Annotated in this window: 23 protein-coding genes; 11 read left to right on the plus strand and 12 right to left on the minus strand. The window is 67.4% G+C overall.

The window, feature by feature from the left end:
- Positions 1–42: 42 nt before the first annotated feature.
- Together AC5FRW_RS09820 and AC5FRW_RS09825 are read right to left on the minus strand one after the other, a co-directional pair.
- Positions 43–858: a molybdate ABC transporter permease subunit gene (locus tag AC5FRW_RS09820; protein ID WP_493568273.1), complete on the minus strand. Its 816-nt coding sequence runs from the start codon at positions 856–858 to the stop codon at positions 43–45.
- Positions 859–861: 3 nt separating this feature from the next.
- Positions 862–1,830, minus strand: a complete 969-nt coding sequence (locus tag AC5FRW_RS09825) for an extracellular solute-binding protein (RefSeq protein WP_493568274.1) — start codon at positions 1,828–1,830, stop codon at positions 862–864.
- Positions 1,831–1,894: 64 nt separating this feature from the next.
- Between AC5FRW_RS09825 and AC5FRW_RS09830 the strand changes: the two genes are divergently transcribed.
- From AC5FRW_RS09830 to AC5FRW_RS09860, 7 genes are all read left to right on the plus strand, one after another.
- Positions 1,895–2,602, plus strand: coding sequence for a TOBE domain-containing protein (locus AC5FRW_RS09830; protein ID WP_493568275.1), 708 nt, complete (start codon positions 1,895–1,897; stop codon positions 2,600–2,602).
- A gap of 65 nt (positions 2,603–2,667) precedes the next feature.
- A complete protein-coding gene (locus tag AC5FRW_RS09835) occupies positions 2,668–3,894 on the plus strand; it encodes an FAD-dependent oxidoreductase (RefSeq protein WP_493568276.1) in 1,227 nt (408 codons plus the stop codon).
- Between the two features lie 63 nt (positions 3,895–3,957).
- Positions 3,958–4,581, plus strand: a complete 624-nt coding sequence (locus AC5FRW_RS09840; protein WP_493568277.1) for a metal-dependent hydrolase — start codon at positions 3,958–3,960, stop codon at positions 4,579–4,581.
- A gap of 72 nt (positions 4,582–4,653) precedes the next feature.
- On the plus strand, positions 4,654–5,361 hold the full coding sequence (locus AC5FRW_RS09845; RefSeq protein ID WP_493568278.1) for a DUF2238 domain-containing protein: 708 nt from the start codon (positions 4,654–4,656) through the stop codon (positions 5,359–5,361).
- A gap of 53 nt (positions 5,362–5,414) precedes the next feature.
- Positions 5,415–5,966, plus strand: a complete 552-nt coding sequence (locus AC5FRW_RS09850; protein WP_493568279.1) for a DUF7261 family protein — start codon at positions 5,415–5,417, stop codon at positions 5,964–5,966.
- 88 nt (positions 5,967–6,054) lie between these two features.
- Positions 6,055–6,867 carry a helix-turn-helix transcriptional regulator gene (locus AC5FRW_RS09855; RefSeq protein WP_493568280.1) on the plus strand — a complete coding sequence of 271 codons (813 nt, stop codon included), beginning with the start codon at positions 6,055–6,057 and terminating at the stop codon, positions 6,865–6,867.
- A 330-nt stretch (positions 6,868–7,197) separates the two neighbouring features.
- The gene (locus tag AC5FRW_RS09860) at positions 7,198–7,431 is read left to right on the plus strand and encodes an HTH domain-containing protein (RefSeq protein WP_493568281.1); all 234 of its coding nucleotides are present in this window, start codon (positions 7,198–7,200) and stop codon (positions 7,429–7,431) included.
- Between the two features lie 131 nt (positions 7,432–7,562).
- Here the strand turns inward: AC5FRW_RS09860 and AC5FRW_RS09865 are convergent, their stop codons facing one another.
- Genes AC5FRW_RS09865 through AC5FRW_RS09890 form a run of 6 tightly spaced genes read right to left on the minus strand, consistent with a single transcriptional unit; the run spans position 7,563 to position 15,413 of the window.
- Positions 7,563–9,083, minus strand: a complete 1,521-nt coding sequence (locus AC5FRW_RS09865; RefSeq protein WP_493568282.1) for a sulfatase — start codon at positions 9,081–9,083, stop codon at positions 7,563–7,565.
- A gap of 2 nt (positions 9,084–9,085) precedes the next feature.
- Positions 9,086–11,080: an amylo-alpha-1,6-glucosidase gene (locus AC5FRW_RS09870; protein ID WP_493568283.1), complete on the minus strand. Its 1,995-nt coding sequence runs from the start codon at positions 11,078–11,080 to the stop codon at positions 9,086–9,088.
- Positions 11,077–12,207 carry an ABC transporter ATP-binding protein gene (locus AC5FRW_RS09875; RefSeq protein WP_493568284.1) on the minus strand — a complete coding sequence of 377 codons (1,131 nt, stop codon included), beginning with the start codon at positions 12,205–12,207 and terminating at the stop codon, positions 11,077–11,079. The genes AC5FRW_RS09870 and AC5FRW_RS09875 overlap by 4 nt, the downstream gene beginning before the upstream one ends.
- A gap of 2 nt (positions 12,208–12,209) precedes the next feature.
- Positions 12,210–13,109 (minus strand): carbohydrate ABC transporter permease, encoded by a 900-nt coding sequence (locus AC5FRW_RS09880; RefSeq protein WP_493568285.1) that lies wholly within the window; start codon positions 13,107–13,109, stop codon positions 12,210–12,212.
- Between the two features lie 18 nt (positions 13,110–13,127).
- The gene (locus tag AC5FRW_RS09885; protein ID WP_493568286.1) at positions 13,128–14,099 is read right to left on the minus strand and encodes a carbohydrate ABC transporter permease; all 972 of its coding nucleotides are present in this window, start codon (positions 14,097–14,099) and stop codon (positions 13,128–13,130) included.
- A 9-nt stretch (positions 14,100–14,108) separates the two neighbouring features.
- Positions 14,109–15,413, minus strand: a complete 1,305-nt coding sequence (locus AC5FRW_RS09890; RefSeq protein ID WP_493568287.1) for an ABC transporter substrate-binding protein — start codon at positions 15,411–15,413, stop codon at positions 14,109–14,111.
- A gap of 107 nt (positions 15,414–15,520) precedes the next feature.
- On the opposite strand from AC5FRW_RS09890, the gene AC5FRW_RS09895 reads away from it, so the two are divergent.
- Both AC5FRW_RS09895 and AC5FRW_RS09900 read left to right on the plus strand, forming a co-directional pair.
- Positions 15,521–16,492, plus strand: coding sequence for a hypothetical protein (locus AC5FRW_RS09895; protein WP_493568288.1), 972 nt, complete (start codon positions 15,521–15,523; stop codon positions 16,490–16,492).
- A complete protein-coding gene (locus tag AC5FRW_RS09900; protein WP_493568289.1) occupies positions 16,489–17,547 on the plus strand; it encodes a TrmB family transcriptional regulator in 1,059 nt (352 codons plus the stop codon). The genes AC5FRW_RS09895 and AC5FRW_RS09900 overlap by 4 nt, the downstream gene beginning before the upstream one ends.
- 20 nt (positions 17,548–17,567) lie before the next feature.
- Here the strand turns inward: AC5FRW_RS09900 and AC5FRW_RS09905 are convergent, their stop codons facing one another.
- Complete coding sequence (locus tag AC5FRW_RS09905; RefSeq protein WP_493568290.1) at positions 17,568–18,899, minus strand: sulfatase-like hydrolase/transferase; 1,332 nt, start codon at positions 18,897–18,899, stop codon at positions 17,568–17,570.
- Positions 18,900–19,077: 178 nt separating this feature from the next.
- On the opposite strand from AC5FRW_RS09905, the gene AC5FRW_RS09910 reads away from it, so the two are divergent.
- The gene (locus AC5FRW_RS09910; protein WP_493568291.1) at positions 19,078–20,514 is read left to right on the plus strand and encodes a sulfatase family protein; all 1,437 of its coding nucleotides are present in this window, start codon (positions 19,078–19,080) and stop codon (positions 20,512–20,514) included.
- Positions 20,515–20,518: 4 nt separating this feature from the next.
- Here AC5FRW_RS09910 and AC5FRW_RS09915 read toward each other — a convergent pair whose 3' ends face one another.
- Complete coding sequence (locus AC5FRW_RS09915; protein ID WP_493568292.1) at positions 20,519–21,073, minus strand: DUF8054 family protein; 555 nt, start codon at positions 21,071–21,073, stop codon at positions 20,519–20,521.
- A complete protein-coding gene (locus AC5FRW_RS09920) occupies positions 21,070–21,837 on the minus strand; it encodes a nucleotide-binding protein (RefSeq protein WP_493568293.1) in 768 nt (255 codons plus the stop codon). Before AC5FRW_RS09920 ends, AC5FRW_RS09915 begins: the two co-directional genes overlap by 4 nt.
- A 106-nt stretch (positions 21,838–21,943) precedes the next feature.
- Here AC5FRW_RS09920 and AC5FRW_RS09925 point away from each other — a divergent pair, with 106 nt between their 5' ends.
- Positions 21,944–22,225, plus strand: coding sequence for a DUF8152 family protein (locus AC5FRW_RS09925; RefSeq protein ID WP_493568294.1), 282 nt, complete (start codon positions 21,944–21,946; stop codon positions 22,223–22,225).
- Between the two features lie 45 nt (positions 22,226–22,270).
- On the opposite strand, the gene AC5FRW_RS09930 is transcribed toward AC5FRW_RS09925, so the two are convergent.
- Positions 22,271–24,868 (minus strand): hypothetical protein, encoded by a 2,598-nt coding sequence (locus AC5FRW_RS09930; protein ID WP_493568295.1) that lies wholly within the window; start codon positions 24,866–24,868, stop codon positions 22,271–22,273.
- Positions 24,869–25,018 lie beyond the last annotated feature (150 nt).

A 25,018-nucleotide genomic window follows, 5' to 3' on the forward strand; every position in this document is an offset into this window, starting at 1 on the left:
GTCGGCGGCCGTTTCGAAACCGATTTCGAGTGTCGCGGGAGGTCAGTCCCAGGGGTTCGCGGCGACGGTGTGGAGAACGAGCAGTGCGGCGACAGCGAGCACGACGAGCAGTATCGCGACCGGATAGGCTTCGTCGAGACCGGCCGAGACGAACGAGTCCCAGATCTCGACGGGCATCGTCCGGGGGTAGTACGAAAGGAGCATCGTCGCGCCGAACTCGCCCAGCGACCGGGCGAAAGTAAGGGTGATCCCGGCGAGGATGCCCGGCGCGGCCAGCGGGAGCGTGACGGTTCTGACGGTCGTCCACCGGTCCTTACCGAGCGTTCGCGCGGCCTGTTCGAGCGTCCGGTCGACGCGCTCGAAGGCGGCTTTCGCCGTCACGACGACGAAGGGCGAGGCGACGAACGTCTGGGCGAGCACGACCCCGGCGAGCGAGCGGGTGAGCGGGAGACCGGCGGCGGCCGCCGTCTCGCCGACGAGCGTCTGCGGGCCGACGACGGTAAGCAGGACGACGCCGCCGACGGTCGGGGGCAAGACGAGCGGGAGGACCACGGCGGCGAGGACGACGGTCGTCCATCGTGTTCTCGCACGCGCGAGCCAGTAGGCCAGTGGCAGGCCCAGCACCGTCGACAGCACCGTCGTGATCGTCGCCGAGAGCAGCGAGGTCCCCGCCGCCCGCTGGACCGTGGGATCGGCCAGTCGACCGGCGACTTCGCCCGGCGACGCCGACAGGACGAGCGACGCGAGCGGCGCGACGTAGTAGACGATCAGGAGCGCGCCAAGCGCCAGCGAGACCGTCAGCCAGTCGAGGGAAGGGAGTCGGCGAGTGCGGGGCCGTGTCGTGCGCTCCGTCGCCATCGGTCAAGTCGCCTCCGGGGTGGTCGACGCACTAACGGCGTCCCTGACCGGGTCGGGCACTGTCCCCTCGAAGCGGGGAAACTGCCCACGACGGAGGAAGCCGCTGTCGGCGAGATACTCGCCGGTGGTCAGCGCCGCGAACACCGACCGTGCGGCGTCGCTGGACGTACGCAACGTCGCACCGTAGCTGATCGGACTGCCGCGAATCCGTCGGCCGCTGGGCAGTTCGTAGGCAACGGTGTCGTACCAGTCCGTCGCGTAGGCGGGATCGCTGAGGTCGATCTGGGCCGGGAGAGAGACGTAGTCGTAGTCGCGCTCGACGGCCATGTTCCGGTAGGCGACGGCGGCGTCGATCGAGCCGGTCTCGAACTGACCGAGCAGGGCCGTCTCGGGGTAGACCTGCTCGCGCCTCGGGACTCGCTCGCGAAGGTTCGTAGCGTCGTCGTAGTACCGCGAGGCGAGGGCGAGCGTGAACAGCGCCCGGTAGCCGAGCGGGTCCTGCTCGGGGTCGGTCCGGCCGAGGGAGACAGTCTCGTCGAGGAGTGGCTCGTACCACCGCTCCGGGCCGGCCGCGGCGATGCGCTCGCCACCGTCGGTCTCGGCGTTGTACGCGAGGACGACGGCGTTGCTCGTAAAGACCGAGTACCACGGCGGCGAGAGCGGGCCGGCGAAGAGCGCGGTGTCGGCGACGGCGACGATGTCGGGGTCGCGCTGACCCTCGGCGAGCAGGCGCGCGACGGTCCCCGAGCCGTGGGCCTCGATCTGTACTGGTACGTCGACCGCTGGCCCCAGGCCGTGTTCGAGCGCGTGCTGGAGGCTCCCCGCAGCGAGGATCGTGACCGGCGAGCGTCCACTGTTCGTGTCGGTCCCACCGGTGAGACAGCCAGCAAGCGCGCCAGCCCCGGCGACGCCGGCCGTGCGCAGGAACGCTCGACGCGAGCAGTCATCCCTGCACCGGCGTTGTTTCGACATAGACACAACCGCGTTGTATCTATCGGGGCATAACCGTTTTGCTCGTCGCCCGAGAGTGGGCGGTATGGACCTCGACGCGGACTTCGACGCCCGACTGGACAGCGAGGGAGTGGAAGTGACCGAACGCGACGTGGCGCTCCTGCGAGCGGTCGACGAACACGGCTCGCTCAACGCCGCGGCGAGTGCGCTCGGGCGATCCTACTCGCGGTCCCAGCGGCGCGTGGTCGAACTCGAAGACGCGGTCGGCCGACTGGTCGAGCGCCAGCGCGGTGGGTCGGGCGGTGGCGGGAGCTCGCTCACCGAAACGGCCGAAGCGCTACTCGCGGAGTTCGACCGCCTCGAAACGGCGTTCACGGGCGTGACCGAGGTCGCAGAGACGGTACTGCGGGGAACGATCGTCGAGCGAGACGGGGAACTCGGGACCGTCGAGACGGCGGCCGGGCGCGTCCGTGCCATCGTGCCCCCGGAAGGCGAGGACGACGGCGACGACGAGGTCAGCCTCACGGTTCGAGCGGACGCGATCACGCTGCACGCGCCGGGCAGCGTCCCCGAATCGAAGACGAGCGCGCGGAATCACTTCGAGGGAACGGTCCGCGATGTCGAACTGGGTGCTGCCGTCGCCCGCGTGACGGTCGACGTGGGTGCCGACACCGACCTGACGGTGCTGGTGACACAGACGAGCGTCGACACGCTGGCGCTGGCCCCCGGCGACACCGTCAGCGCATCGTTCAAGGCGACCGCGACGCGTGCCTCGCCGACCCGGTCGCATTGAGAACGCCACGGCTTCGGAGCGTACGCGAGCGCCAGACACATGACCGTCGAAACCAATATAGAACGATGACAGACCCAACAGTTCTCGTCGTCGGCGGCGGCGCGACCGGCGTGGGTATCGCGCGTGATCTGGCGCTGCGGGGCGTCGACGTGACGCTGGCCGAACGCGGCGGTCTCGGCAGCGGGACCTCCGGTCGGTCCCACGGACTCCTGCACAGCGGCGCGCGCTACGCCGAAGCCGACCGGACCGGTGCCGAGGAGTGTATCGCGGAGAATCAGATCCTCCGCTCGATCGCGGGCGAGTGCATCCGCGACACCGGCGGTCTGTTCGTCCAGTTACCGGACGACGATCCCGACTACTTCGAGGCGAAACTGGCGGCCTGCGAGGCCGTTGGCATCGAGACCGAACTGCTCGACGCCGAGCAGGCCCGCGAGCGCGTGCCCGACCTCACTCCCGACGTCGAGCGAGCGTTCTGGGTCCCCGACGCCGTCATCTATCCGTCGCGACTCGTCGCGGCCAACGCCGTCGACGCCGAGGCACACGGCGCGAGGGTCCACCCGCACGCGCCGCTGACAGACCTCACCGTCACGGACGGCGCGGTCGAATCGGCGCGACTCGGCGGGAGCGTCGACGCGACGCTCGAACCGGAGTACGTCGTCAACGCGGCCGGTGCGTGGGCCGGCGAGGTCGCGGCGCTGGCGGGCGTCGACGTGTCGATGGCCCCCGCTCGCGGCGTGATGGTCTCCGTCGAGTACGACGACCAGATCCCGGTCCTGAATCGCTGTCGGGACCCGGACGACGGGGACATCGTGGTGCCACACGAGACGGAAGCAGTGCTGGGGACGACCAGCGTGCCCGTCACCGATCCCGACGAGTACGAACGGGCCGAGTGGGAGGTCGAGCGATCGATCGAGGAGTGTGGGGCGATGCTCCCGCCAGTCGCCGACGCACCGGAAGTCCGGCGCTGGTGGGGCGTGCGCCCGCTGTACGCACCCGACGAGGGCGACGGCGACCGCCGGGGTATCTCGCGTGGCTTCTTCCGCCTCGACCACGCCGACGACGGCGTCGCGAACATGGTCAGTGTCGTCGGCGGAAAGCTGACGACCTACCGCCAGATGGCCGAGGCGACGACCGATCTCGTCTGTGAGCGACTCGGCATCGACGCGACGTGTACGACGGCGGAAGCGTCGTTACCGGGAGTCGACGACCCGGCCACGCTCGACGAGTACGTCGCACGCTACGACGGACAGGGACCGACCGACGCCGACGTGGTCGCCGGAACAGATCGGTAGCACTCGACCGTCACCCCCACACACGAACGACTTAATAACTTCTGTCCCCTGAGTGTGGACACAATGATGTTGCCGACCCACGCCCTGAGCGGGATGGTGCTCGGGCTGGCGGTCAGTGCCGTCGCCCCGGAGTTCGGGGCCGTCGCCATCGCGGCGGGACTGCTCGGGGGCGTGTTCCCGGACGCGGACATGTATGCCGGCCACCGGAAGACGCTGCACTTCCCGGTGTACTATTCGCTGGCAGCCGGTGTCGCGGTCGCTCTCGCCGGCCTCCTGCCGAGCGTCGCGACGGTCACAGCGGCGCTGTTCTTGCTCGCGGCGGCCGTCCACAGTGTCGCCGACGCGTTCGGCGGTGGGCTAGAACTGCGTCCGTGGGAAGGGACTTCCGACCGGGCGGTGTACAACCACTATCACGGTCGCTGGATCGCGCCGCGACGGCTGATCGGCTACGACGGCTCGCCCGGCGATCTGTTGCTCACGGGCGTGCTCGCGGTGCCGCTAGTGCTCATGCTCGACGGCTCGTACCAGTGGGTCGTCCTCGCCAGTGTGGCCGTCGCCGGGGCTTACACTGCCGTCAGACGACACCTGCCCGACATCGCCGACGTGCTGATCGGGCTGCTCGTCCCGCTCGTCCCCGAGGAGCTACACGGCCACGTCCCCGACCGGTATCTCGACGTGCGCCAGTAGCACCCCACCACGGCGGGGTGTTCGTGGACGCCGGGAAACAGTCTTGCCGGGCCGCCGCCACGTTCTAGCCGGATGGACACGCTCACGCTTGGCCTGCTCGCGGTCCTGTTCGGCGCGCTGGGCTGGTGTACCATCACCGCGATCCGGCGCTGGAACGTCGCCGCGATAGTGAACACGCTGGCGACGAGCGCCGCCGCCGTGGTGTCGCTGGTGCTGGTCGCCGAGACACAGTCGGCGTGGACCGGCGGACTCGTCGCGCCGGCGCTGCCGCTGTGGGTCGCCGTCGCCGGTGTCCTGCACTCGGTCGGCATGCTGGGGTGGTACGACTCGGTCTGGTGGTGGGACCACCTGACCCACACCGTCTCCGCGATGCTGGTGACGGCACTCCTGTACGCCGGACTACTCGTCGCCGTCGACGCGGGTGCCGTGGGACTGGCCGCGAGCGCCGTCCCGGTCGCGACGCTCGCGTTCGTCCTCGTCGTCGGCGTCTTCTGGGAACTCATCGAACTACTCGCCCGTGCCGTTGGCGACCGCTACGACATCGAGCCAGTGCTCGTCCACTACGGCTGGCGCGACACCGCCTTCGACCTCCTCTTTAATCTCGTCGGCGCGGTCGTGATCGTCGCACTCGACGTGCGGGTGTTCGTCGATCTGACCGCCAGATTCCCGGCGCTGACCGGGGCGCTGGTGAACTGGTTCGGCGGACTGGTGACGGTCGGCTCGCTACTGATCGTGCTCGTTCTCGGCGTGAGCGAGGCCCACGAGGAGTGGGGCAGGTAACGGATCGCCCGGATCCACACATTTATACACGGTCGAGAGTCAGAAACGAGCAGATGTTCGAGCGTCACGCACCCGGCACACGCCGTCGCGGCCAGCTCGTCCTCGTCGCTGCGGTCGTCGTCGCGGTGGCGCTGATTCCGATCGTCGTGGCCTACCTCCAGCTTGGCTATCACGCCGACGTGCGCGCCAGTGGCGAGTACGACGATCCGACGAGCGACGCGACGGCGAGTCTGGATCGAGCGCTCCACACGGCGGTCCACACCAATTCGACGGCGGACTGGAGTCGGCGGGCGGCGGTGGTCGATTCGCTGAGAGACCGGCTCGAACCGCGCGTCGAGACGATCGAAACGGCCCGCCTCGACGAGGGCGTCGCGCGGACGATCCGCTTCAATCAGACGGCTGCCAGCCAGTGGGCCAACGGTCAGTGTCCCGACGGCAGCGGTCGCGCCTTCGGTGACTGCGAGGCGGTCGACGGCGTCGTCGTCCAGGAGCGTGCCGACGAGACCCACGTACTCGGGATCACCGTCGACGTTCGCGTCACGACCGAGCGCCAACGGACAAACGTGACTGTGCAGTTGCCCACGACGGCAGGTCACACGATCTGAACCGGAGAGTGAGCGCCTCGGTCGGTGTGACAGGCGAGACGGTCGGGCGTCAGCTATTTGTTCGCGAGTCAATAATTGCCGACGAACGATGACCGATGAGGATCTGACCCGTGATCTCCAGTTTCTGACCGGGTCGTGCCATCGGCCGGCGCTGCTGGAAGCCCTCAGCGAGGAGCCGTTACGACCCACGGAACTCTGTGACCGCGTCGACGCGACGCGGACGACGGTCCAGCGGATCCTCGCCGGGTTTCGTGAACGGGCGTGGGTCGTGAAGCGCGACGGTCGGTACCGGGCGACGATCACCGGCCGACGGGTCGTCGAGCACCACCGACGGCTGGCGACGACCGTCGAACGCGCCGACCGCTTCGCACCGCTTGCGGCACATCTCGACGAGTTCGAAGAGCCGCTTCCGGCGGAAGCCTTCGAGACCGGGCGGATCACCGCGGCGAACGAGCAGGACCCCCTCGCGGTCGTCGACCGGATCATCGAGTGGCTCGAAGCGAGCGGCGACGAGGACATCAAGACCGTGACACCGATCGTCACACGCTCGTTCAACGAGACCGTCGCACGGTTGCTCGAAACGGGTCTGTGCGTCGAGATGGTGATCGACAGCGGGGTACTCGAACGGTCGGCGACCGACTTCGAGACCGCACTAGATCGGAGTCAGGAACACGACAACGTCTCGGTCTGGATCGCACCGGAACCGTTGACCGACGGCCTCATGATACGACAGGACAGCGCAGGCATCGCGGCGTACGACGAGAGCAACAACGTTCGGGCGCTCCTCGAAACCGACGACGAGACGATGGTGGCGTGGGCGAACGACCAGTTCGAAGCGATCAGAGCGCGCTCCCAGCCACTGAAAACCGTCCTGTCCGATGTCAGGGCCGAAGAGCAGTAATCGGGAACCGAGGACCAATCGGACCGTTCGTCAGCGGGGTGGTGGTCGGCCGTCGCACGACGAGTGATGGGTCGGCGAGACACAGAGAGTCGCACGACGGCACGGTACCACGTTCGTACTCGTGGGCACCAACCCCCTATACTTACCCACCGACAACTGTTACAACCCCTGTAACACCCCACACAAGTGCTGCGGGAGGGCCGTCCCGGAACGATCGTTGTTCCCAGATACATATCACATACAGTTTGTATCTCGATAGTCCCAAATACTGGGATATGCGTGTTCGAACCCCGGACAACCGATAAATACCTCCCACCCGAAACCGATCATATGTCACCACCCGGACGTGAGGTCGAGTACACCGAATCGGACGTGATCGACGTGTTCAAACAGCGGGATGACTACGCGGAGCCACTGACGGCTTCGGAGGTCGCCGAGCGACTGGGGTGTTCACGTCGGACCGCGCTGAACAAACTCCACGACCTGCAAGAGAGCACGGACCTCACGAGCAAGAAAGTGGGCGGCAGAAGTCGCGTCTGGTGGATTCCGGTCAGGATGGACTGATACCGAAAGTTGTCGTTGCGTACCGGTGTGTGCCTCCCCCGTGGCGACGCTCACCGGTAAATCGCGACAACCATCGGTATGAGACCGACGGTCGTCAGTGCGCAGTAACGACGATCAGTTCGACGACGCTCTCAGCGGTCGGGCACGTCCCGCGCTCGCTCGACGACCGCTCGCTGTGCCGTCGACCGCCCAGCACGGTGATAGTACGCCAGCAGTTCGTCCGGGTCGACGTAGCGAAACGGGCCGGACTCGACGGTCATCCGGGCCAGCGGATCGGTCCCGGCGGCGTCCGCCGTCAGTGAGACCGACTCCTGCCAGTCGGCCAGTGTGCGCCTGCGGTCGTCGGCCACGTCGGGTCGCTCCTCGATCAGGTTCTCGGTCATGTGTGGGTCCGATGTGAGGTCGTGCAGGAGTTCGAGACCGCCACCCGGTCCCGCTTCCTCGGCGTTGAACAGTCCGGGATGGGAGAAGACGCCGGGGTGAAGAATGCGCACGTACACCCAGTCGTCGGCGTACACCGCGCGGCTGAAGGTGTACACGCCGTGCCCACAGATCAGCGCCGGCCGGCCCTCGAATGCAGCATCCCCGAGCGCGGTTCGGAACGAGCGGGCGTCCCAGTCGGACGGAACGTCGACATCGAACAGTTCACACAGCGTCGCCGCGAGGTCGAACTGATAGACCTGCTCGTCGACGGTCTCGCCCGGCCGGTCGACAGAGGGGCCGGCGACCACGAGTGGCACGCGCTGACAGGGGGGATGGGCCAGCGCGTGGTCGGCGTAGAGACCATGCTCGCCCAGTGCCTCGCCGTGGTCGGCCGTGACGACGACGGTCGTCTCCGCGCGCACGCCGTGGTCGCCGAGCGCATCGAGCAACTGCGCGACGTGGTCGTCGACACGGCGGACACTCCCGTCGTAGCCGTCGACGAGGTGGGCAACGTCGTCGACTGTCTCGAACCGCTCGGGCAGCGGCCAGTCACCGTACTGCTGCTCGTAGGCCGGATCGCCGACGGCGTCGGGCGTCGGCCACAGATCGGCAGTCCGCGGACCGGTGACGCCGCGCTGGGCGGCCAGAGCGGTCGCGTCGGGCCAGTCGAGCGACCAGTCGTCGTCGAACGCCGCGACCTCCCTGCTCACGTCGCCGTACGGATGATGGACCGTCCAGTACTGGACGTGAAGGAGCCAGTCGTCCGCGGTGGCGTGGTCGTCGAGCCACTCGCGAGCGCGGGCGGTCACGTCCGCCGCCGTCTCGTCGGCCTTGCGTGGGGTGGGCTGAAGCGCGTCGGTGAACGCACCGGGGAAGTGAGCGGCCGCGTGGTGGGCACCGAAGCTACTGACCGTCGCCGTCCTGACACCGGCGTCCGCGAGGCGCCGTGGGAACAGCGGCACGGTCGGATGTCGGTCGATCCCTTCGATGGGTGGCTCGAACCGCTGGCCCGAGCCGAGATGGGTGACGACACCAGTCCGAGCCCCGAAGCGGCCGGTCAAAAGCGCCGTCCGACTGGGGAGACAGGGGGTGTCCGAGGCGAACGCGCGGGTGAACCGGACGCCGTCCGCAGCGAGAGCGTCGATGGTCGGCGACGTTGCCCGGTCGTACCCGTAGGCACCGAGATGGTCCGGGCGCAGCGAATCGATATCGACGAGGAGGACCCGCATCGTCAGTCCTCCCACGGCCGCCCGACCGCGCGGAGTGTGGCCGGGCCGAAGTCGACCGCGTCCGAATCAGTTCCAGCGACGGGGCCACTCTCACCCGGCCGGAGGTCGAACAGGGCGCGGGCCAGCGCGAACGGCGTCGCAGCGCTCCAGGCCTGTGGCTCGCAGGCGGCCGGATAACGCCGAGGCGGCCCGTCTGCGAACCCACAGTACAGTTCGGGGACGTGCCAGTCGTCGAGCGCGCAACAGGCGTCGAGCACGTCCGTCGCGATGGCCTCCGTCGCCCCGTGGCGTCCCACGGCGCTGGTCCCGAGCGCGAGCAACGCGTTGTCGTGGGGCCAGACGCTGCCGACGTGGTAGGAAACGGGACTGTAGCCGGCGGCGTCCGAACTCACGGTCCGAACACCCCACTCAGTAGCCAGATCGGGTGAGCGGAGACGGTCGACGACGGCGTCGGTTCGCTCGTCGGGGACGATGCCCGACCAGAGGCAGTGGCCGACGTTCGAGGTGATCGAGTCGACCACGCGGCCATCCGTCGTCAGTGCCGCCCCATAGTACGACGCTCCCGGGAGCCAGAACGTCTCGTCGAACGCGTCACTGAGTCGCCGGGCGCGAGCGCGCCAGCGGTCGGCCGCGTCGGTCCGGTCCCGGTCGCGCGCGAGCGCACTCGCTCTGGTGAGCGCATCGTACGCGTACCCCTGCACGTCGACGCTCGCCAGCGGTGGTTCGGCCACGCTCCCGTCGGCGAACTGGACGCTGTCGACCGTGTCGCGCCAGGCCTTGTGCGCGAGTCCGTTCTCGGCGGCCTCGTAGTAGAGGAACGGATCGTCGCCAACGCGATCGATGGCGTCGACGAGCCACTCGGCGGCCCGCTCGACGCTCGGCCACAGTTCGGCCAGCAACGCCGCCGAGCCGGTCCACTGGACGGTCTCGTCGAGCAGCACGATCCAGAGCGGCGTCGCATCGATCGTCCCGTAGTACGGGCCGTGGGGGATGTCGCCGCGGCGTGCCAGTTCACCCGAGCGGTACTCGTGGAAGATCTTCCCCGGGCGCTCCTCGCGGAAGGCGTCGGTCGTCGTTCCCTGATGAGCGGCGAGATAACGGAGCGTCCCGACGGCCAGTTCGGGCGCGACGTGGAGGGTCAGATACGCCGTAATGATCGCGTCGCGTCCGAACACCGTCGCGAACCAGGGGACACCGGCGAGCGGGACCGGCCCGTGGTCGGTCTCGGTGGTCAGTGCCGCGAGGTCACTGGCGGCCTGCGCGAACAGCGGTGCGTACTCGCTGTCTGCGAGCGCCGACGTGTCGATCGCGACGGGGCGCTCGCTCGCCCGCTCGCGAGCCTGCTCCATCGCCCCGTGACCCACGGCCGGCGTCGCTGCGTCCAGCCACACCGCGAGGGTGATCTCACGGGTCTGCTGGGAACCGAGTCGACAGTCGAAGCCGAGCCTCGTCGCCGTGTCGCTCCCGTCTCCCTCGACGACCTCGTCCGGTCGGGGGTTCGTGGCGATGCTCGACTCGCGTGACGGAACGCTGTCGTGCGTGGCGTCGTACCGGTAGCTCACGCCGTCGGGACCGATCGACCGATCGATGGTCCGTTCCAGATCCGTTTCGAGATCGCGCACCTCGAACAGATCACGGAAGTCCGTGTCGACCGTGATCGAGATGGTCGTCGTGAGCGGGCGTGACGCGTGGTTGGTCAGCGAGAGTCGCTCGACGAGACCGAGTCCCTCGGCGACGACCTGCTCGCGTTGCAGGACGACGCTCGTGTGCTTTTGCTCGGCGGCGTCCTCGACGAGATTGACCGACGTCGGGACATCTGCACTCGTCACGGCTCGATGCCAGGGGTGGTCCTGATGGGTCCCGATCCGCGTCAGCGGGCGGTCCTCGACGGCCACCGAGAGCGCCGAGAGATACCGCGTGTCCCGATGGAAGAGACCACCGACGTCGTCGTCGGAAACGAAAAACGTCTCGCCGTCGACGAGGATCGGTTCGGTCATCGTTCGACTGGCTCTGACTCCAGTTGTGCGTCTTCGGTCGGACGTGCCCCGACACGCTGGCCGCTGGCGGCGTCGAAGACGTGTACCTCGTCGGGGCGGAACCGAACGCTCACCGTGTCGTCCTGCTCGTACCCGGCGTTCGAATCGACGTGTGCGACGATCTGGTCGATCCCCGGCGACTCCAGAAAGAGGTACTTGCTCGCCCCGTGGAACTCCGTGAACGCGATCCCGGTCGTCAGCCACTCCTCGCCTTCGACGTGCCCGTGCTCGACGGTGACGTGCTCGGGCCGACACCCGACGACGACCGCGTCGTGGGGCGTATCGAGCAGGACCGGGATCGTCAGTACCTGTGTGCCGTCGCCGTCGACGGAGATCGAATCCGAGACGGCCGTCGCATCGAGGAGGTTCATCGTCGGACTGCCGATGAACTCCGCGATGAAGCGATTTGCCGGCTCGTAGAACACCGTCTCCGGTTCGCCGATCTGCTGGATCGTCCCGTCGTTCATCACCGCGATGCGGTCGCCCATCGTCATCGCCTCGCTCTGATTGTGCGTGACGTGAACCGTCGTGATCCCCAGTTGCTTCTGGAGGCGGACGATCTCGGTCTCCATCTGATCGCGGAGGTTCGCGTCGAGGTTCGCGAGTGGTTCGTCGAGCATGAACGCCGCCGGGTTCGTCACGATGGCCCGACCGAGCGAGACGCGCTGTTTCTGGCCGCCGCTGAGTTCGCTGATCGCGCGGTCGAGCAGGTCCTCGATCCCGAGCATCTCGGCGGTGTCGACGACGCGCTCGCCGATCTCCGCCGTCGAGAGGTCGCCCTGCATCCTGAGGTTGAACGAGATGTTCTCCCGGACGGTCATGTGGGGAAACAGCGCGAAGTTCTGGAAGACGAGCGCCACGTCACGCTTCCGGGCGGGCACGTCGGTGACGCGGCGCTCACCGAGGTACACGTCGCCCTCCGTGGGCGTCTCCAGACCGGCGATCGTTCGCAACAGTGTCGTCTTCCCGCAGCCACTGGGGCCGACGAGCACCAGTAGCTCGCCGTCCGCGATCTCCAGATCGACGTCGTCGACTGCCGTTACGTCCGCGAACCGTTTCGTCACGTGGTCGAGTGTGATCGTACTCATGGTTATCCTTTGAATTCAGTGCCGGTCAGGCCCGCCACGAACTGCCGCTGGAAGACGACGAAAAGCACCAGCACCGGCAACATCGCGACGAGGCTTGCAGCGCCGAGCAGTCCCCAGTTGACCACGCCACGCAGGGAGATGAACTCGTACAGCGCGACGGGGTAGACCCACTTGCTCTGACTGGAGATGAACGTCAGCGGGATGATGAACTGGTTCCACGCGCCGACGAAGGCATACAGCGCGACTGCGCCCAGCGCCGGCTTGGCGAGTGGGACGATGACGCGGAACGCCTGAAACCGAGAGGCCCCGCCGACGCGGGCCGCTTCCTCCAGCCCGTCGGGCACCGTATCGAAGTACCCCTTGATCAGCCAGGTCGCGACCGGGGTGGTGTTGGCCGCCGACAACAGCGTGATGACCAGCAGCGTGTCCAGCAGGCCGACGACCGAGAAGATCCGGTACAGCGGGATGATCATCGCCAGGAACGGGATCATCTGGACGAACAGGATCGCGACCATCAGGTACTGTTTGTACTTGATGTCGTAGCGGGAGAACGCGTAGCCCGCGGGGGTCGCCAGCAGGAGGACGAGGACGACCGCGCCCAGCGCGACGAGGACGCTGTTGACGAGGTACTGCCCGACGAACTGCGTCTCGAAGACGATGGCCCGGACGTTCTCCAGACTCAGGGCTTCGGGGATCAGGTTCGGCGGGTAATCGATCGTTCGTGGGGCCTTGAACGCCGCACTGAACAGCCAGTACAGCGGCAGGACGAAGTACGCCCCGGCCAGCACCATGACGGCGATCCCCGAGAGGCGAACGAGGGCACTCCGCGGGTGCTGGCGTGCGAACCGCGTCGCGTTGGCCCAGTGATAGCGATACCGGGTGAGGTGGTCTCTGACGCTCATAGATAGGTCCCTCTCATGTCACACCGCCTGTCTGACACCGCCGAACGCTTTCAGGTAGAACGCGACCGTCGCGACGTTGAAGCCAAAGAGCAGCACCGCCAGCGCGCTGGCCTTGCCGAACTGGCCCAGATCGAAGGCGGTCTCGTACATGTACAGCGCGAGGACGTTCGTCGCGTCGAGCGGGCCACCGCCCGTCATCACGAGAATCATCCCGAAGACGTTGAACGTAAACAGCGTCACGAGGATGAGATTCATCAGGATGAAGGGGCGCAACAGCGGGAGCGTGACGTGGCGCACCGTCTGGAGCGCCGACGCCCCGCCGACGTCGGCGGCCTCGTACAGCGTCTCCTGAATGCTCTGGAGACCGCTGGTCTGGAAGATCAGCGAGAACGGCGTCCCGCGCCAGACGTTCATGATGACGACGGCGGCCATCGCCCACTCGATGCTGTTGATCCACGCCGGCGGATTCGCCCAGCCCAGAAAGCGCAGGAACTGATTGACCAGTCCGACGCGGGGGTTGAACATGAACGTCCACGAGTAGCCGACGATCACCGCCGTCGTCGCCCACGGCAGGATGTAGCTGGCCCGGAACAGACGCGTGAGTCGGTCGCTCAGCCACGAGCGGTCCAGCAGGATCGCCAGCCCGGTGCCGATGAGGACCTGGCCGACGACGCTGGAGCCGACGAACACGACGCTGTTTTTCATGATCTTGTAGAAGAACGGGTCCGTCAGGATGTCGACGTAGTGCTGGAGACCGACCCACGTCTGGTCGTCGAGGTTGACGATCTGGGTCTCGTAGAGGCTCAGCTTGAACGCCCAGACGGCCGGGTAGAGGATCAGCCCGATGACGACGAGAAACACCGGCGCGATCATGATGTAGGGCAGTCTGCTGTCGACGGCCTCGAAGAGACGCTCACCGCGGCTCATCGACTCCTGCTGGCGACCGTCCTCGGCGTCGAGGCGCGAGAGGTACGATGGCTCGTCTGGCATCGATCCGGGTTATCCGAGGTCCGATCGGACCGCCTCTGCGGCACGTTCCATCGCTTGCTGGGGTTCCATGCGGTCGAACGCGACGCGCTGGAGCGCGGTGGAGACACGTTCGTTGACAATCGACCAGTTGTTGACCGGTCGAGTCGCACCGAACTCGAGCATGCCCTTGATCTCGTCGGCCCAGAGGATGTTCTCCCACACCTCGTCGGCGTCGAGCAGTGATTGCCGGGTGGGGATACGCCCGGTCTCGCGGGCGATAACGCGGTTGAAATCCCGCGTGGAGATCCGTGTCATGAAGTCCTTGACGATGTCCGGGCGCTCGGTCGTCTCGAACGCCGCCCACGCGAAGCCGCCGTTCATCGTCGCGGGCTGGCCGCCCTCGGGGTACGGCGTGACGCCGAAGCCGAACTGGTTCAGCATCTCCTCGTTGCTGAATCCCTCGTTGCGTCCGAAGAAGTCCATCCAGGAGCCGTAGACGGGTGTCGTCGCGTACTCGCCGCCGAGGAACCCCTGCGGGAAACCACTCCCGCCGGTGATCGGTTCCGGCGGGCCGATCGCCTCGTTGTTGTAGATGTCGTCGAAGAACGTCGCGGCCTGCACGCCCGCCTCCTCCTGAAACGCCGGTTCCCCATCGTCGTTCAGGAACCGTCCGCCGGCCGCAAACAGCGGGACGCTGTAGATGCCGGCGGTGACGATGATGCCCGTCCCGTAGGTCTGTGGCGGATCGTGGAGTTGCTGGGCCGCTTCGTAGAACTCCGACCACGTCTCGGGGGGCGAGTCGGGGTCCAGCCCTGCCTCTTCGAACATGCTCTTGTGCCAGTACATCCCGCGCACGTCGGTCGTGATCGGGAACGCGACGAGTTCGTCGTTCTGGACGATCGCCTCCTGAAAGCCAGCGAAGTAGTCGTCGAAGTCGATCTGGTCGCGCACGTCGTCGAACGTCATCAAGTTCCCGCTCTGGTAGAACTCGCCCAGCCAGATCTGGTCGATAGCGGCGACGTCGGGTTCGTCGCCCGCGCCCACTCTCGTGAGCAACTGCTGTTTCATATTGTCGTAGGGGATCTCTCTGAAGTTCAGGGAGACCTCGGCGTCGTACTCGCTGTTGATCTCGTCGATGATCGGCTGGAACTGTTCGGCGGCACGGTCGCCGTCGACGTCCACGTACTCCAGCGTGAACGTTCCGCCCTGGCCCGTGTCGGTCTGGGCACCTGCCTGACCGATCCCGGCGAGGACCGTCACCCCGGTGGCACCGGCCGTCGTGATGAATCTGCGCCTGTTCACCTGCGATCGGGTGGGTCGATCAGAATCCTTCATGATCCACCATGATGTTCACAGAAAGAGTTAGTAAATCTAGGGGAATACAACTATCATCAGTGGTTGTAATCAAAGAGCCTATACTGTGTGGGAAAGTCTAACACGGTATGAGCAGCTACGCTCCCCCACCAGACCTGCACCGCGACCGAGCGACGACGCTCGCCCGACCGGCTACCGCCGAGGAGGGTCACTGGACCGGCGCGCCCTGTGTCCACTGGTACGACGGTAAGCGCTTGCTCGCGGTCCGCGAGCGAACCGCAGCCGAGCGGGGTCGCGCCGTGACGATCTACGCCGACCGCAGTGGCGACCTCGACGAACTGGTGACACTCACCGCCGAGGCGCTCGGCGTCGTCAGCGTCGAGCGTGCGGCGATGGCGACCGATCCCCGTTCGGGCGACCTCCGGGTGTACCTCCCCGTCGATCACGGTTCGAACGACTGGACGATTCAGGCGCTCGCGCCCGTGGCGGACCCCGGGGCGCTCGACCCGGCGACGGCACGCACCGTACTCCGGCCGAGAGCCGGTGAAAGCGACTGTGTGACCGCGAAAGACCCCGTCGTCCTGACGGTCGGCGGGCGCTATCACATGTTCTACGCGGGCCACGACGGGACCACAGAGCAGGCCCATCTGGCGACGAGCGTCGACGGCGAGGACTGGCAGCGCCACCCGGACAATCCCGTCCTCGGCCGCCAGTTCTGGCACGACCACCACACCCGCATCTCCTGTGTGGTGCCCGCTCGCGACGCGCCGGTCTGGCACGTCTTCTACGAGGGCAGTGGGACCGTCGACCACGGGAAGACGTGGAATCTTCGGACCGGTCTGGCGGTCAGCCACGACCTCGAAACAGTCCACGACGTGACGCCGGCCGGTCCGCTGTGGGCGGCGGGCGGTGTGGCCGAGAACGAGCGTGACGACGGTGTGGCCGGGCGAGACAGCCAGACGGGGCGAAAGACGTTCGCGACCTTCCGGTATCTCGACGTGGTCAGCGACGACCGCGGCGACGACGCGTACTACGAGGTCGCCCGCGAGGACGGCGCGTTCGAACTCCACAGAGCGCCGATCGAGTGGGGTGAGTCATGACGGACACGGAGATCGTGGATCACCTCCAGTCGCTCGGCCTGACGGAGTACCAGTCGCGCGCGTACCTCGCCGCGGTCACGCTGGGTCGAGCGACCCCCACCGAGCTGGCCGACGAGTCCGGGGTGCCCCAGGCCCGCATCTACGACGTGATCGACGACCTGACCGAGGAGGGACTGGTCGAGGTCCACGCCCAGAGCCGCGGCAAGGAAGTGAGCGCGCCGTCCCCGCAGGCCGTCTTGAATCAGTTCAAGCGCCGTCGGATCGACGACCTCTCCCAGAAGGTCTCGACTGCGGTCACGGAACTCGAACAGGTGTATCACCGCACCGAGGACAACACCGACGCGTTCGTGACGATGGTGAGTCAGTACCAGTCGGCACTGCGTCACGTCCGGCAGGCAATCGAGGCCGCAGAGTGGTGTCTGACCGTCTCCATCGACGGCCACCGCTACCCGGACATCCGAGAGACGGTCGAGGACGCGCTGGACCGCAACGTGACCGTCCGCTTGCTCGTCAGCGAGTCCGATCCAGAACTGGCCGAGTACGACTTTCCCGAGGGACTCCGGGTGCGCCACCGCAGCACGGCCGACACGCTCGTCGCCGCCGACCGCGAGTACGGCGTCTTCTCCAGCAAGCACCCGGGTCGGAGCGGCCAGCCCTACATCGTCACGCAGGAGCGAAACCTCGTCTTGCTGTTCCAGAACTACTGTGAGGGCATCTGGCGGACTTCGACGAGCCACCAGGAGGGCAACGGCTTCCCGCGGCGCTATCTCGACCCGTGGCGAGCGATCCTCGATCTGGAAGCGGCACTGTCCGACGAAACACACCTCTACGCGACCGTGCGGGGGACGAACACAGTCACGCACCGCAGCGGAAGCTGGGAGGGTGAGATCGTCGACTACGAACTCGCTGGCCCGGTGGCGGCGGACTACTCCGTCGCACCACCCGTACAGGCCTCGCTCGTGCTCGCGACCGACGACGGCGACATCAGCGTCGGTGGCTGGAAGGCGACCATCGAGGACGTCGCCGCCGAAGGACTCGAAGTGACGCCGCTCTGAGGCGCTGGTGCTCCCTGTCGTCAGTACGAGGGATGGGCCGGGGGCGTGATCGTCGGGCGCTCGCCCTCCGTGCGCTCGATCCGGTCGGCGAGTCGTTCGCGCAGGTCGGTGGCGACGTTCGCGTACGCCTCGTTGCCCGCGAGGTTGACCCGCTGGTGTGGATCGGCGCGCAGGTCGTAGAGGTACCACTCTCGATAGCTGTCGCTGGCCGCGTCGGTGTGTGGGTCGGCGTCGGGATCGATCACGCCGTACGTGTAGCGGTCGGTCCGCAGCGCCCGGCAGAGACAGGACTCGCTCACCTGGATCAGCGCACCGTCGCGCCACGCGACGGCGGTGTCGCCTGTCGCTGCGTCCTCGTCGTCAAACAGCGCCTGAATCGGACGCCCCTCCATCTCGTCGGGCACGTCGAGGTCGGCCGCGGTGAGTAGCGTCGGCGGCAGGTCGAGCAGACTCACCACCTCGTCGAGACGGCGACCCGACGGCACGCCCGGACCGCGCAGGACCAATGGAACCCGGATCGATGCCTCGTGAGGGCTTCGCTTGTACTCGTCGTTGCGCGTGCGGAAGTGTGAGCCGTGATCCGAAGTAAAGACCACCAGCGTCTCGTCGGCGATGCCCTGACGGTCGAGTTCCGCGAGGAGGTCGGCGAGGCACTCGTCGATGCGGCGACAGATCCCGTAGTAGTCGGGCAACGACTCGTACCAGTCGCCAGGCACACCCCTGAGGTCGGGCGGGACGTGCGGGTCTGTGTAGCGGTCGGCGTATCCCTCGGGCGCGACGTACGCCTCCTGATCGTTCTGGTGGTGGGGTTCGAGATGCGAGAGAAACAGGAAGAACGGACGCTCTCGCTCCGCTCGCAGGTACGCCAGTGCGTAGTCGGTCATCGCGTCGACGCGGTACTGGTCGAACGTGTGGCGCTCGCCGTCCTCGTCGAAGATGTCACCACCGGTTGGTCCCGAGGTGAACTCAAGCACGTCGGCCGCCCGCCAGTAGTCGTACCCGCCGCGCTCGTCGGGCGGGACTGGATCGGTCCCCGTCGCTGCGAGGTGCCACTTTCCCACGTAGGCAGTATCGTAGCCTGCGGCATCGAAGGACGCTGCCAGCAGTGGTTCCTCCGGCAGGGTCAGCCCGTTCTTCCAGACGCCGTGCGTCGTCGCGTGCTGTCCGGTCTGGAGTGACGCGCGTGCGGGGCCACAGAGCGGTTGGGGCGTGACCGCCTGTTCGACAGTCGTCCCGTGGGCTGCCATCGCGTCGAGTCTCGGTGTCAGATCCATCGGACTTCCGTACGCGCCGACGGTGTCCCAGCGCTGCTGATCGGTGAGGACGACGAGGACGTTTGGACGTTCGACCATGACCCCTGAAACGTCGGCGCCGGCGAGCAAGAAAGTTGGTCCACGCGCGAACGTGGTTCCGACGCCAGCCGTTCGGCCGCGAACGCCGCTCCGTCCCGTCGCGAAACGACTCGTGGCAGTGCCGAACCACTCGTGATAGTTGGGTAACAGATAGGAGACTGGCGCTCGTCGACAGCGTATGCCGGACCCACCCAACGTACTGTGGATCTGTACGGATCAGCATCGGTACGACGCGCTGGGAGCCTTCGACACCGCCGTCGAGACGCCGGCCATCGACCGACTCACCGACCGGGGCGTGCGCTTCGATCAGACCGTCTGTCAGTCGCCCGTCTGCACCCCGAGTCGCGCCAGTTTCGTCACCGGTCGCTACCCGCGGACGACTCGCTGTCGACAGAACGGCCAGCCCATGCCCCGCCAGGAACGGCCCGTGACGACCGTCCTCGCCGCGCACGGCTACCGCTGTGGGCTCGCCGGCAAACTCCATCTCGGCCCCACCAATCCAGACGACGTAACGTCGGAACTGGTACGAGAACCGACACGGCGGATTGCCGACGGCTACGGAACCTTCCACTGGTCGCCCAACCCCGGCGAGTCGCACCCGGCCAACGAGTACCGGCAGTGGCTCGCCGACCGCGACGTAGCGTTCGAGCGCACGCCCTACGAAGGATCACCGTACGTCGACACCGGCATGCCACCGGCCCACCACCACGCGACCTGGTGTACCGACCGCGCCATCGAGTACGTCGAGACGGCGGCCGACGACGACCGGCCGTGGCTGTTCTCGCTGAACTACTTCGATCCCCACCACCCGTTCGATCCGCCGGCGGCGTCCCTAGAGCGGGCGCTCGACCGCATCGGCGCGGAACTGCCGGCACGCGAACCGGGCGAACTGGCCGACAAGCCGTCCGTCCAGCGCGAGGCCAGCGAGCAGGGGAGCCACCCCGGCGCGACACTGAACGACGCGGAGCATCGCCTCGTGCGCGCGGCGTACTACGCCATGGTCGCGTTCGTCGACGAACAGATCGGACGGCTACTCGACGCGCTCGACGCGACCGACCAGCGAGACGACACGCTGGTCCTGTTCACAGCAGACCACGGCGAGATGCTGGGCGACCACTGGATCTACAAGAAGGGACCGTACTTCTACGATCCCGCCGTCCGCGTCCCGCTGGTCGTCTCCTGGCCCGGCCAGATCGAACAGGGTGTCGTCCGCGACGACATCGTCGAACTGGTCGACCTCGCACCGACGCTGCTCGACGCCGCGGGCGTCGAGCACCCGGCGGGAATACAGGGCGAGTCGCTCTGGCCGCTGCTCGCCGGCACGCGGGAACACCACCCGCGCGAGTCCGCCTACTGTGAGTTCTACGACGCCTCCCGACGCCACGCCGACCCGCCCGTCTTCGCGACGATGCTGCGCACGGCCGAGCACAAGCTCGTCGTCCACCACGGCACCGACGAGGGAGAGCTATACGACCTCGCGAACGATCCGGGAGAGTTCGACAACCGCTGGGACGACGCGGCCGCCGGGGACGTCAAGACGGCGTTGCTCGAACGACTCGCCGACCGGATGGTCGAGACCGTCGATCCGCTCCCCGAGCGAACGGGACCGTGGTGAGCGATCAGTCGAACCCCCACTGCTCGGCGCGGCGCTGTGCCTCCTCCCGGGCCTGTGTCTTGATCGCGTCGATCTTGGTCTCGTCGGCGAGGAAGGCCTCGACAGCACCGGGATCTGCGTTGTGCTCGTCGTCCCCCTCGTCCGACGGCGCGCACAGGTCCCGGTCACTGGGTGCAGCGCGGCGCGTACTGGCCGCCAGTGCGGGGTCACCGGCGAGGCGCTCGGCGGCCATTCCGGGCGGGATCGAGAGGTCGCTGTGGTCGCCGATCGAGTCGAGTGACGCTGGCGAGAGCCGATACAGTTCGACGTGGTAGGGACCGGGCATCGCCAAGTCGGCCAGCGCCGCCGCCCCGCCGCGATCCGTTCCCGTGTAGTAGGCCAGTTCCGGGACGCCGTCGCGAAACGTGACGATGCCCCGGCCGCCGCTGTCGAGCAACAGCGTCTCCTGTGGCTCGAAGACGGCGTAGCCAGTGAGCCGTCGGTCGAGTGCGGCCGCGAGCGGGCCGCGAGGCTCGCCGACGACGCGTGACCGCAACAGCGTACCCTCGGGGACGTTCATGGTGAGTCGGGGATGACGGCACTACGGAAGCGATCCGCGACCGCCTCGGGACCACCGTCCCGAACGTCGATCCGTGCCGCGGCCTGTCGGAACGATTCGGCTGGCGGTGTCTCCGGTGCGTGAGCGAGCAACGGACGACCGGCCCGGCGGGCCTCGCGAGCGGCCTCGCTGTCCGGGACCGTTGCCAGCGTCGGCCCGTCGAAGTACTGCTCGGTTTTGCTGGCGATGCGCTCGATGGCGTCGTCGTCGTGGACCTTGTTGAAGAGCAAGCCCGCGATGCCAGTGCCGTAGGAAGTCGCGTACTCCTGAACCTTCAGCGCGTCCGAGAGGGCGGGAATCGTCGGCTGGAGGACGACGATCACCCGGTCGGCGAGAACGATCGGCAACACCGCGGATCGGCTGTCCAGCGCGGCCGCCGAGTCCAGCAAGAGTACGTCCGTGTCGGCTGCCAGTTCGGCGACGACCTCGCGAAGCCGGGTCGGGTCGGCGTCTCGAAAGTCGTCGAGACTCGTCCCACAGGGGACGACGGTCATCCCGAACCGGTCGTAGGTCGCAGCGGCGACCGGCGCGTCAGCCGACAGTACGTCGTGTAGCGTCGTCTCCACGTCCGAAAGCCCGGCGTGAAACAGCATGTTCGCCATCCCCATGTCGGCGTCGACGACCGTCACGTCGTACTCCTCGGCCAGCGCCATCCCGAGCGCCAGCGTGCTCGTCGTCTTGCCCGTCCCGCCCTTCCCGCTCGCGACCGCGAACGCCTCGACCATTACCCACGACTGTGCTTCCTTTGTTTAAAGAACTGTGGATGCGGAGCAAACGCCGGTGACGACCGTGCCCCGAAACCGTCATCCACCGAGGGGTGCTATCAGCGATATGGACGAGCACCTCGATTCGCTGGCCGACCACCTGCGAGCGACTGCCGAGCGCCCGGTCGAGCGGACGGCGAGTCGGTGGCTCGGTGAAGCCGAAGCAGTCGCCGTCGACCTGGCCGAGCACGACCTCGATCCGGCGGTCCAGCAGGAGCGACTGGAAAAGATCGAGTCACTCCTCTCGCACGTCGAGGGGACGGGCGACGAGGAGGCGGACGACCACGTAGCGGCCGCACGGGAGATTCTACAAGAGCACCGACACGGAGACGACGCGAACGGTCGCTAACGACCGAGACCAGCAGCAGACAAAAGAGAGACGGGATCGCGAATCTCAGTCCTTGCGTCGACTGATGACGAGCAGCCCGGCAGCGGCGAGCAGGGTGACGACCCACCCGACCGACAGCGACAGCCCGGCGGTCGACGCGGAGTTCTGGTTGGCAGGCACGTTGCCGACCCCGCTCTCGCCGTTGTTCGAGAACGGCGGGAACTGATTGATTGGTGTGCCGGGTTTCTGCCCACCCGGACACTGTGCCGACGGATCGTTCTGGTCGAAGGTGGGATTCAGGTAGGCACCCAGCCCGGGGACGTTGATCGCGACCATCTTGCCACCAGGACTCGCGACGGAGCCACCGGACGACGAGAGCGTACGCGTGGTCGTCTGGTACCCACTGTTCGGTCCCATACCGGGGTTGAACACCTGCACCTCAACGGTGACGGGATACGACAGATCCGGCGCCGTGACCATCGCGTTGCCACAACCGTTGAAGATCACACTGACTGGGGCATCAGTCGGCGTCGGCGATGGCGTCTCGGTTGGCGTCGGCGATGGCGTCTTCGTCGGGGTTGGCGACGGCGTCTCGGTCGGGGTTGGCGATGGCGTCGCAGTCGGGGTTGCCGTTGGCGTCGCAGTCGGCGTTGCGGTCGGCGTCGCAGTCGGGGTTGCCGTTGGCGTCGCAGTCGGCGTCGCGGTCGGCGTGGCCGTTGGCGTCGCAGTCGGCGTCGCGGTCGGCGTGGCCGTTGGCGTCGCAGTCGGCGTCGCGGTCGGCGTGGCCGTTGGCGTGGCAGTCGGCGTCGCAGTCGGCGTGGCCGTTGGCGTCGCAGTCGGCGTCGCGGTCGGCGTGGCAGTCGGCGTCGCAGTCGGCGTGGCCGTTGGCGTCGCAGTCGGCGTCGCGGTCGGCGTCGCAGTCGGGGTTGCCGTTGGCGTTGCGGTCGGGGTTGCCGTTGGCGACGCGGTCGGCGTCGCGGTCGGGGTTTCCGTCGGCGTTGCCGTCGGCGTCTTCGTCTGGGTTTCCGTCGGCGTTGCCGTCGGCGTCTTCGTCTGGGTTTCCGTCGGCGTTGCCGTGGCCGTTGCAGTCGGCGTTGCCGTGGCCGTTGCAGTCGGCGTCGGTTCCACAGCGCATTCACTCGTGAAGACGTAGGCCGCACCCGTGTCGTTGCCACCGGAGTCGTTGCGCGGCGCGCCGATCACGATGTCGTCGAAGCCATCGTCGTTCAGATCACCGGCGTCCGAGAGCGCGCGACCAGCGCGGTCGCCCGCGCCCTCGCCGACGAATTTGGCGTCGGCGTCGGTCAGTGACGCCGTTCCAGAGAGTGTCGACGATCCGGCGACGACGTAGGCCGCGCCAGAGAGGTTCCCGCCGGAGTCGTTGCCCGGCGCGCCGACGAGTACGTCGTCGACGTTGTCACAGGTTACGTCCCCGGAGCCGGCCGAGGAGACAGCGAAGCCGGCCCGGTCTCGCGCTCCCTCGCCTTCGAGGGTCACACTGGCATCGGCCAGCGAGAACTGGGTCGGTGGTTCGGCGTCGCCGTAGACGATGTAGGCGGTGCCGGCAGCGTTCGCCCCGTTCGGGTCGGCGAAGGGTGCGCCCACGATCACGTCGTCGATGCTGTCGTTGTTCACGTCACCGGCGTAGGCGACCGACCAGCCCGCGCGGTCGCTCGCGTCGACGCCGGTCAGGGTCAGGCCCACCGACGAGAGGTTCTGTGTGCCACCGATCGGTCCGAAGACGACGTGCGCCGCGCCCGCACTGGCTGGACCGCCGGGAGCGGTGTAGTTGCTCGCACCGACGATGACATCGGCCGTACCGTCGTCGTTCAGGTCGCCGGCGTTCGAGACGGAGCGACCGGCACGGGAACCACTACCAGCACCCGTCAGGGTCGCTGTCGACTCGGCATCGAGGTCGACGGTGCCGACCAGTTGCTCACCGGAGACGAGATAGGCCGCGCCGGTGCCGTTGTCGCGGAACGGTGCGCCGACGGCGACGCCGTCCGGTCCGTCCAGCCCGCTGGCGTTCGAGACCGACCAGCCCGCACGATCCCCGGCCGCCGAGCCGACGAGTGTCACGTCGGCGTCGGTGAGAGCGACCGTGCCCGCCAGACTCTCGCTGCCGTAGACGACGTACGCGGCACCGGCGTTCTGAGCGGTGCTGTCGTTGCCCGGCGCACCGACGAGTACGTCAGCGTACCCGTCGTTGTTGATGTCACCCGCGGACGAGACGGCCCAGCCGGCCCGGTCGGAGTCACTCGCACCGACCATCTTCACGTCGGCGTCGGCGAGCGAGACGTTCCCTGGCTCGGCCGGCCCGTAGACGAGGTACGCTGCACCGGCGTTGGTCCCGCCGGTGTCGTTGTCGGGCGCACCGATCAGGAGGTCGTCGACGCCGTCGCCGTTGACGTCACCAGCGTTGGCGACCGACCAGCCGGCCGTGTCGTTCGTCCCCTCGCCGACGTACTTCGTCTCGGCGTCGCTGAGAGTGCGCTCACCCGAGAAGCCACTCGGTGTGGCCTGCTGGGCGAGGGTCCCGTCGTCGCCGGCAGTCGCCGGAACCGTGAGTCCGGCGACGACCGGACTCAGGACGACTGCCAGCGCGATCAGTACGACGACTGTTGCTTGCTGTAATCGTGTCTCAGGGAGAGATGCTTCGCTCATCGGGACAGCCAACGGCCGTCGGTGTCTTCGTTATAGAGAAGGAACCGACAGAAAGCAGACAGCAACGAGAGCGGCCGAGCAGTTCGGTCGGCTTATGTCTCGATACGCCGATCTTATCGCTGCAACAGGGCAGCGTGTCGACACGAGCAG

The organism is Halomicrobium sp. HArcht3-1 (assembly GCF_058933345.1).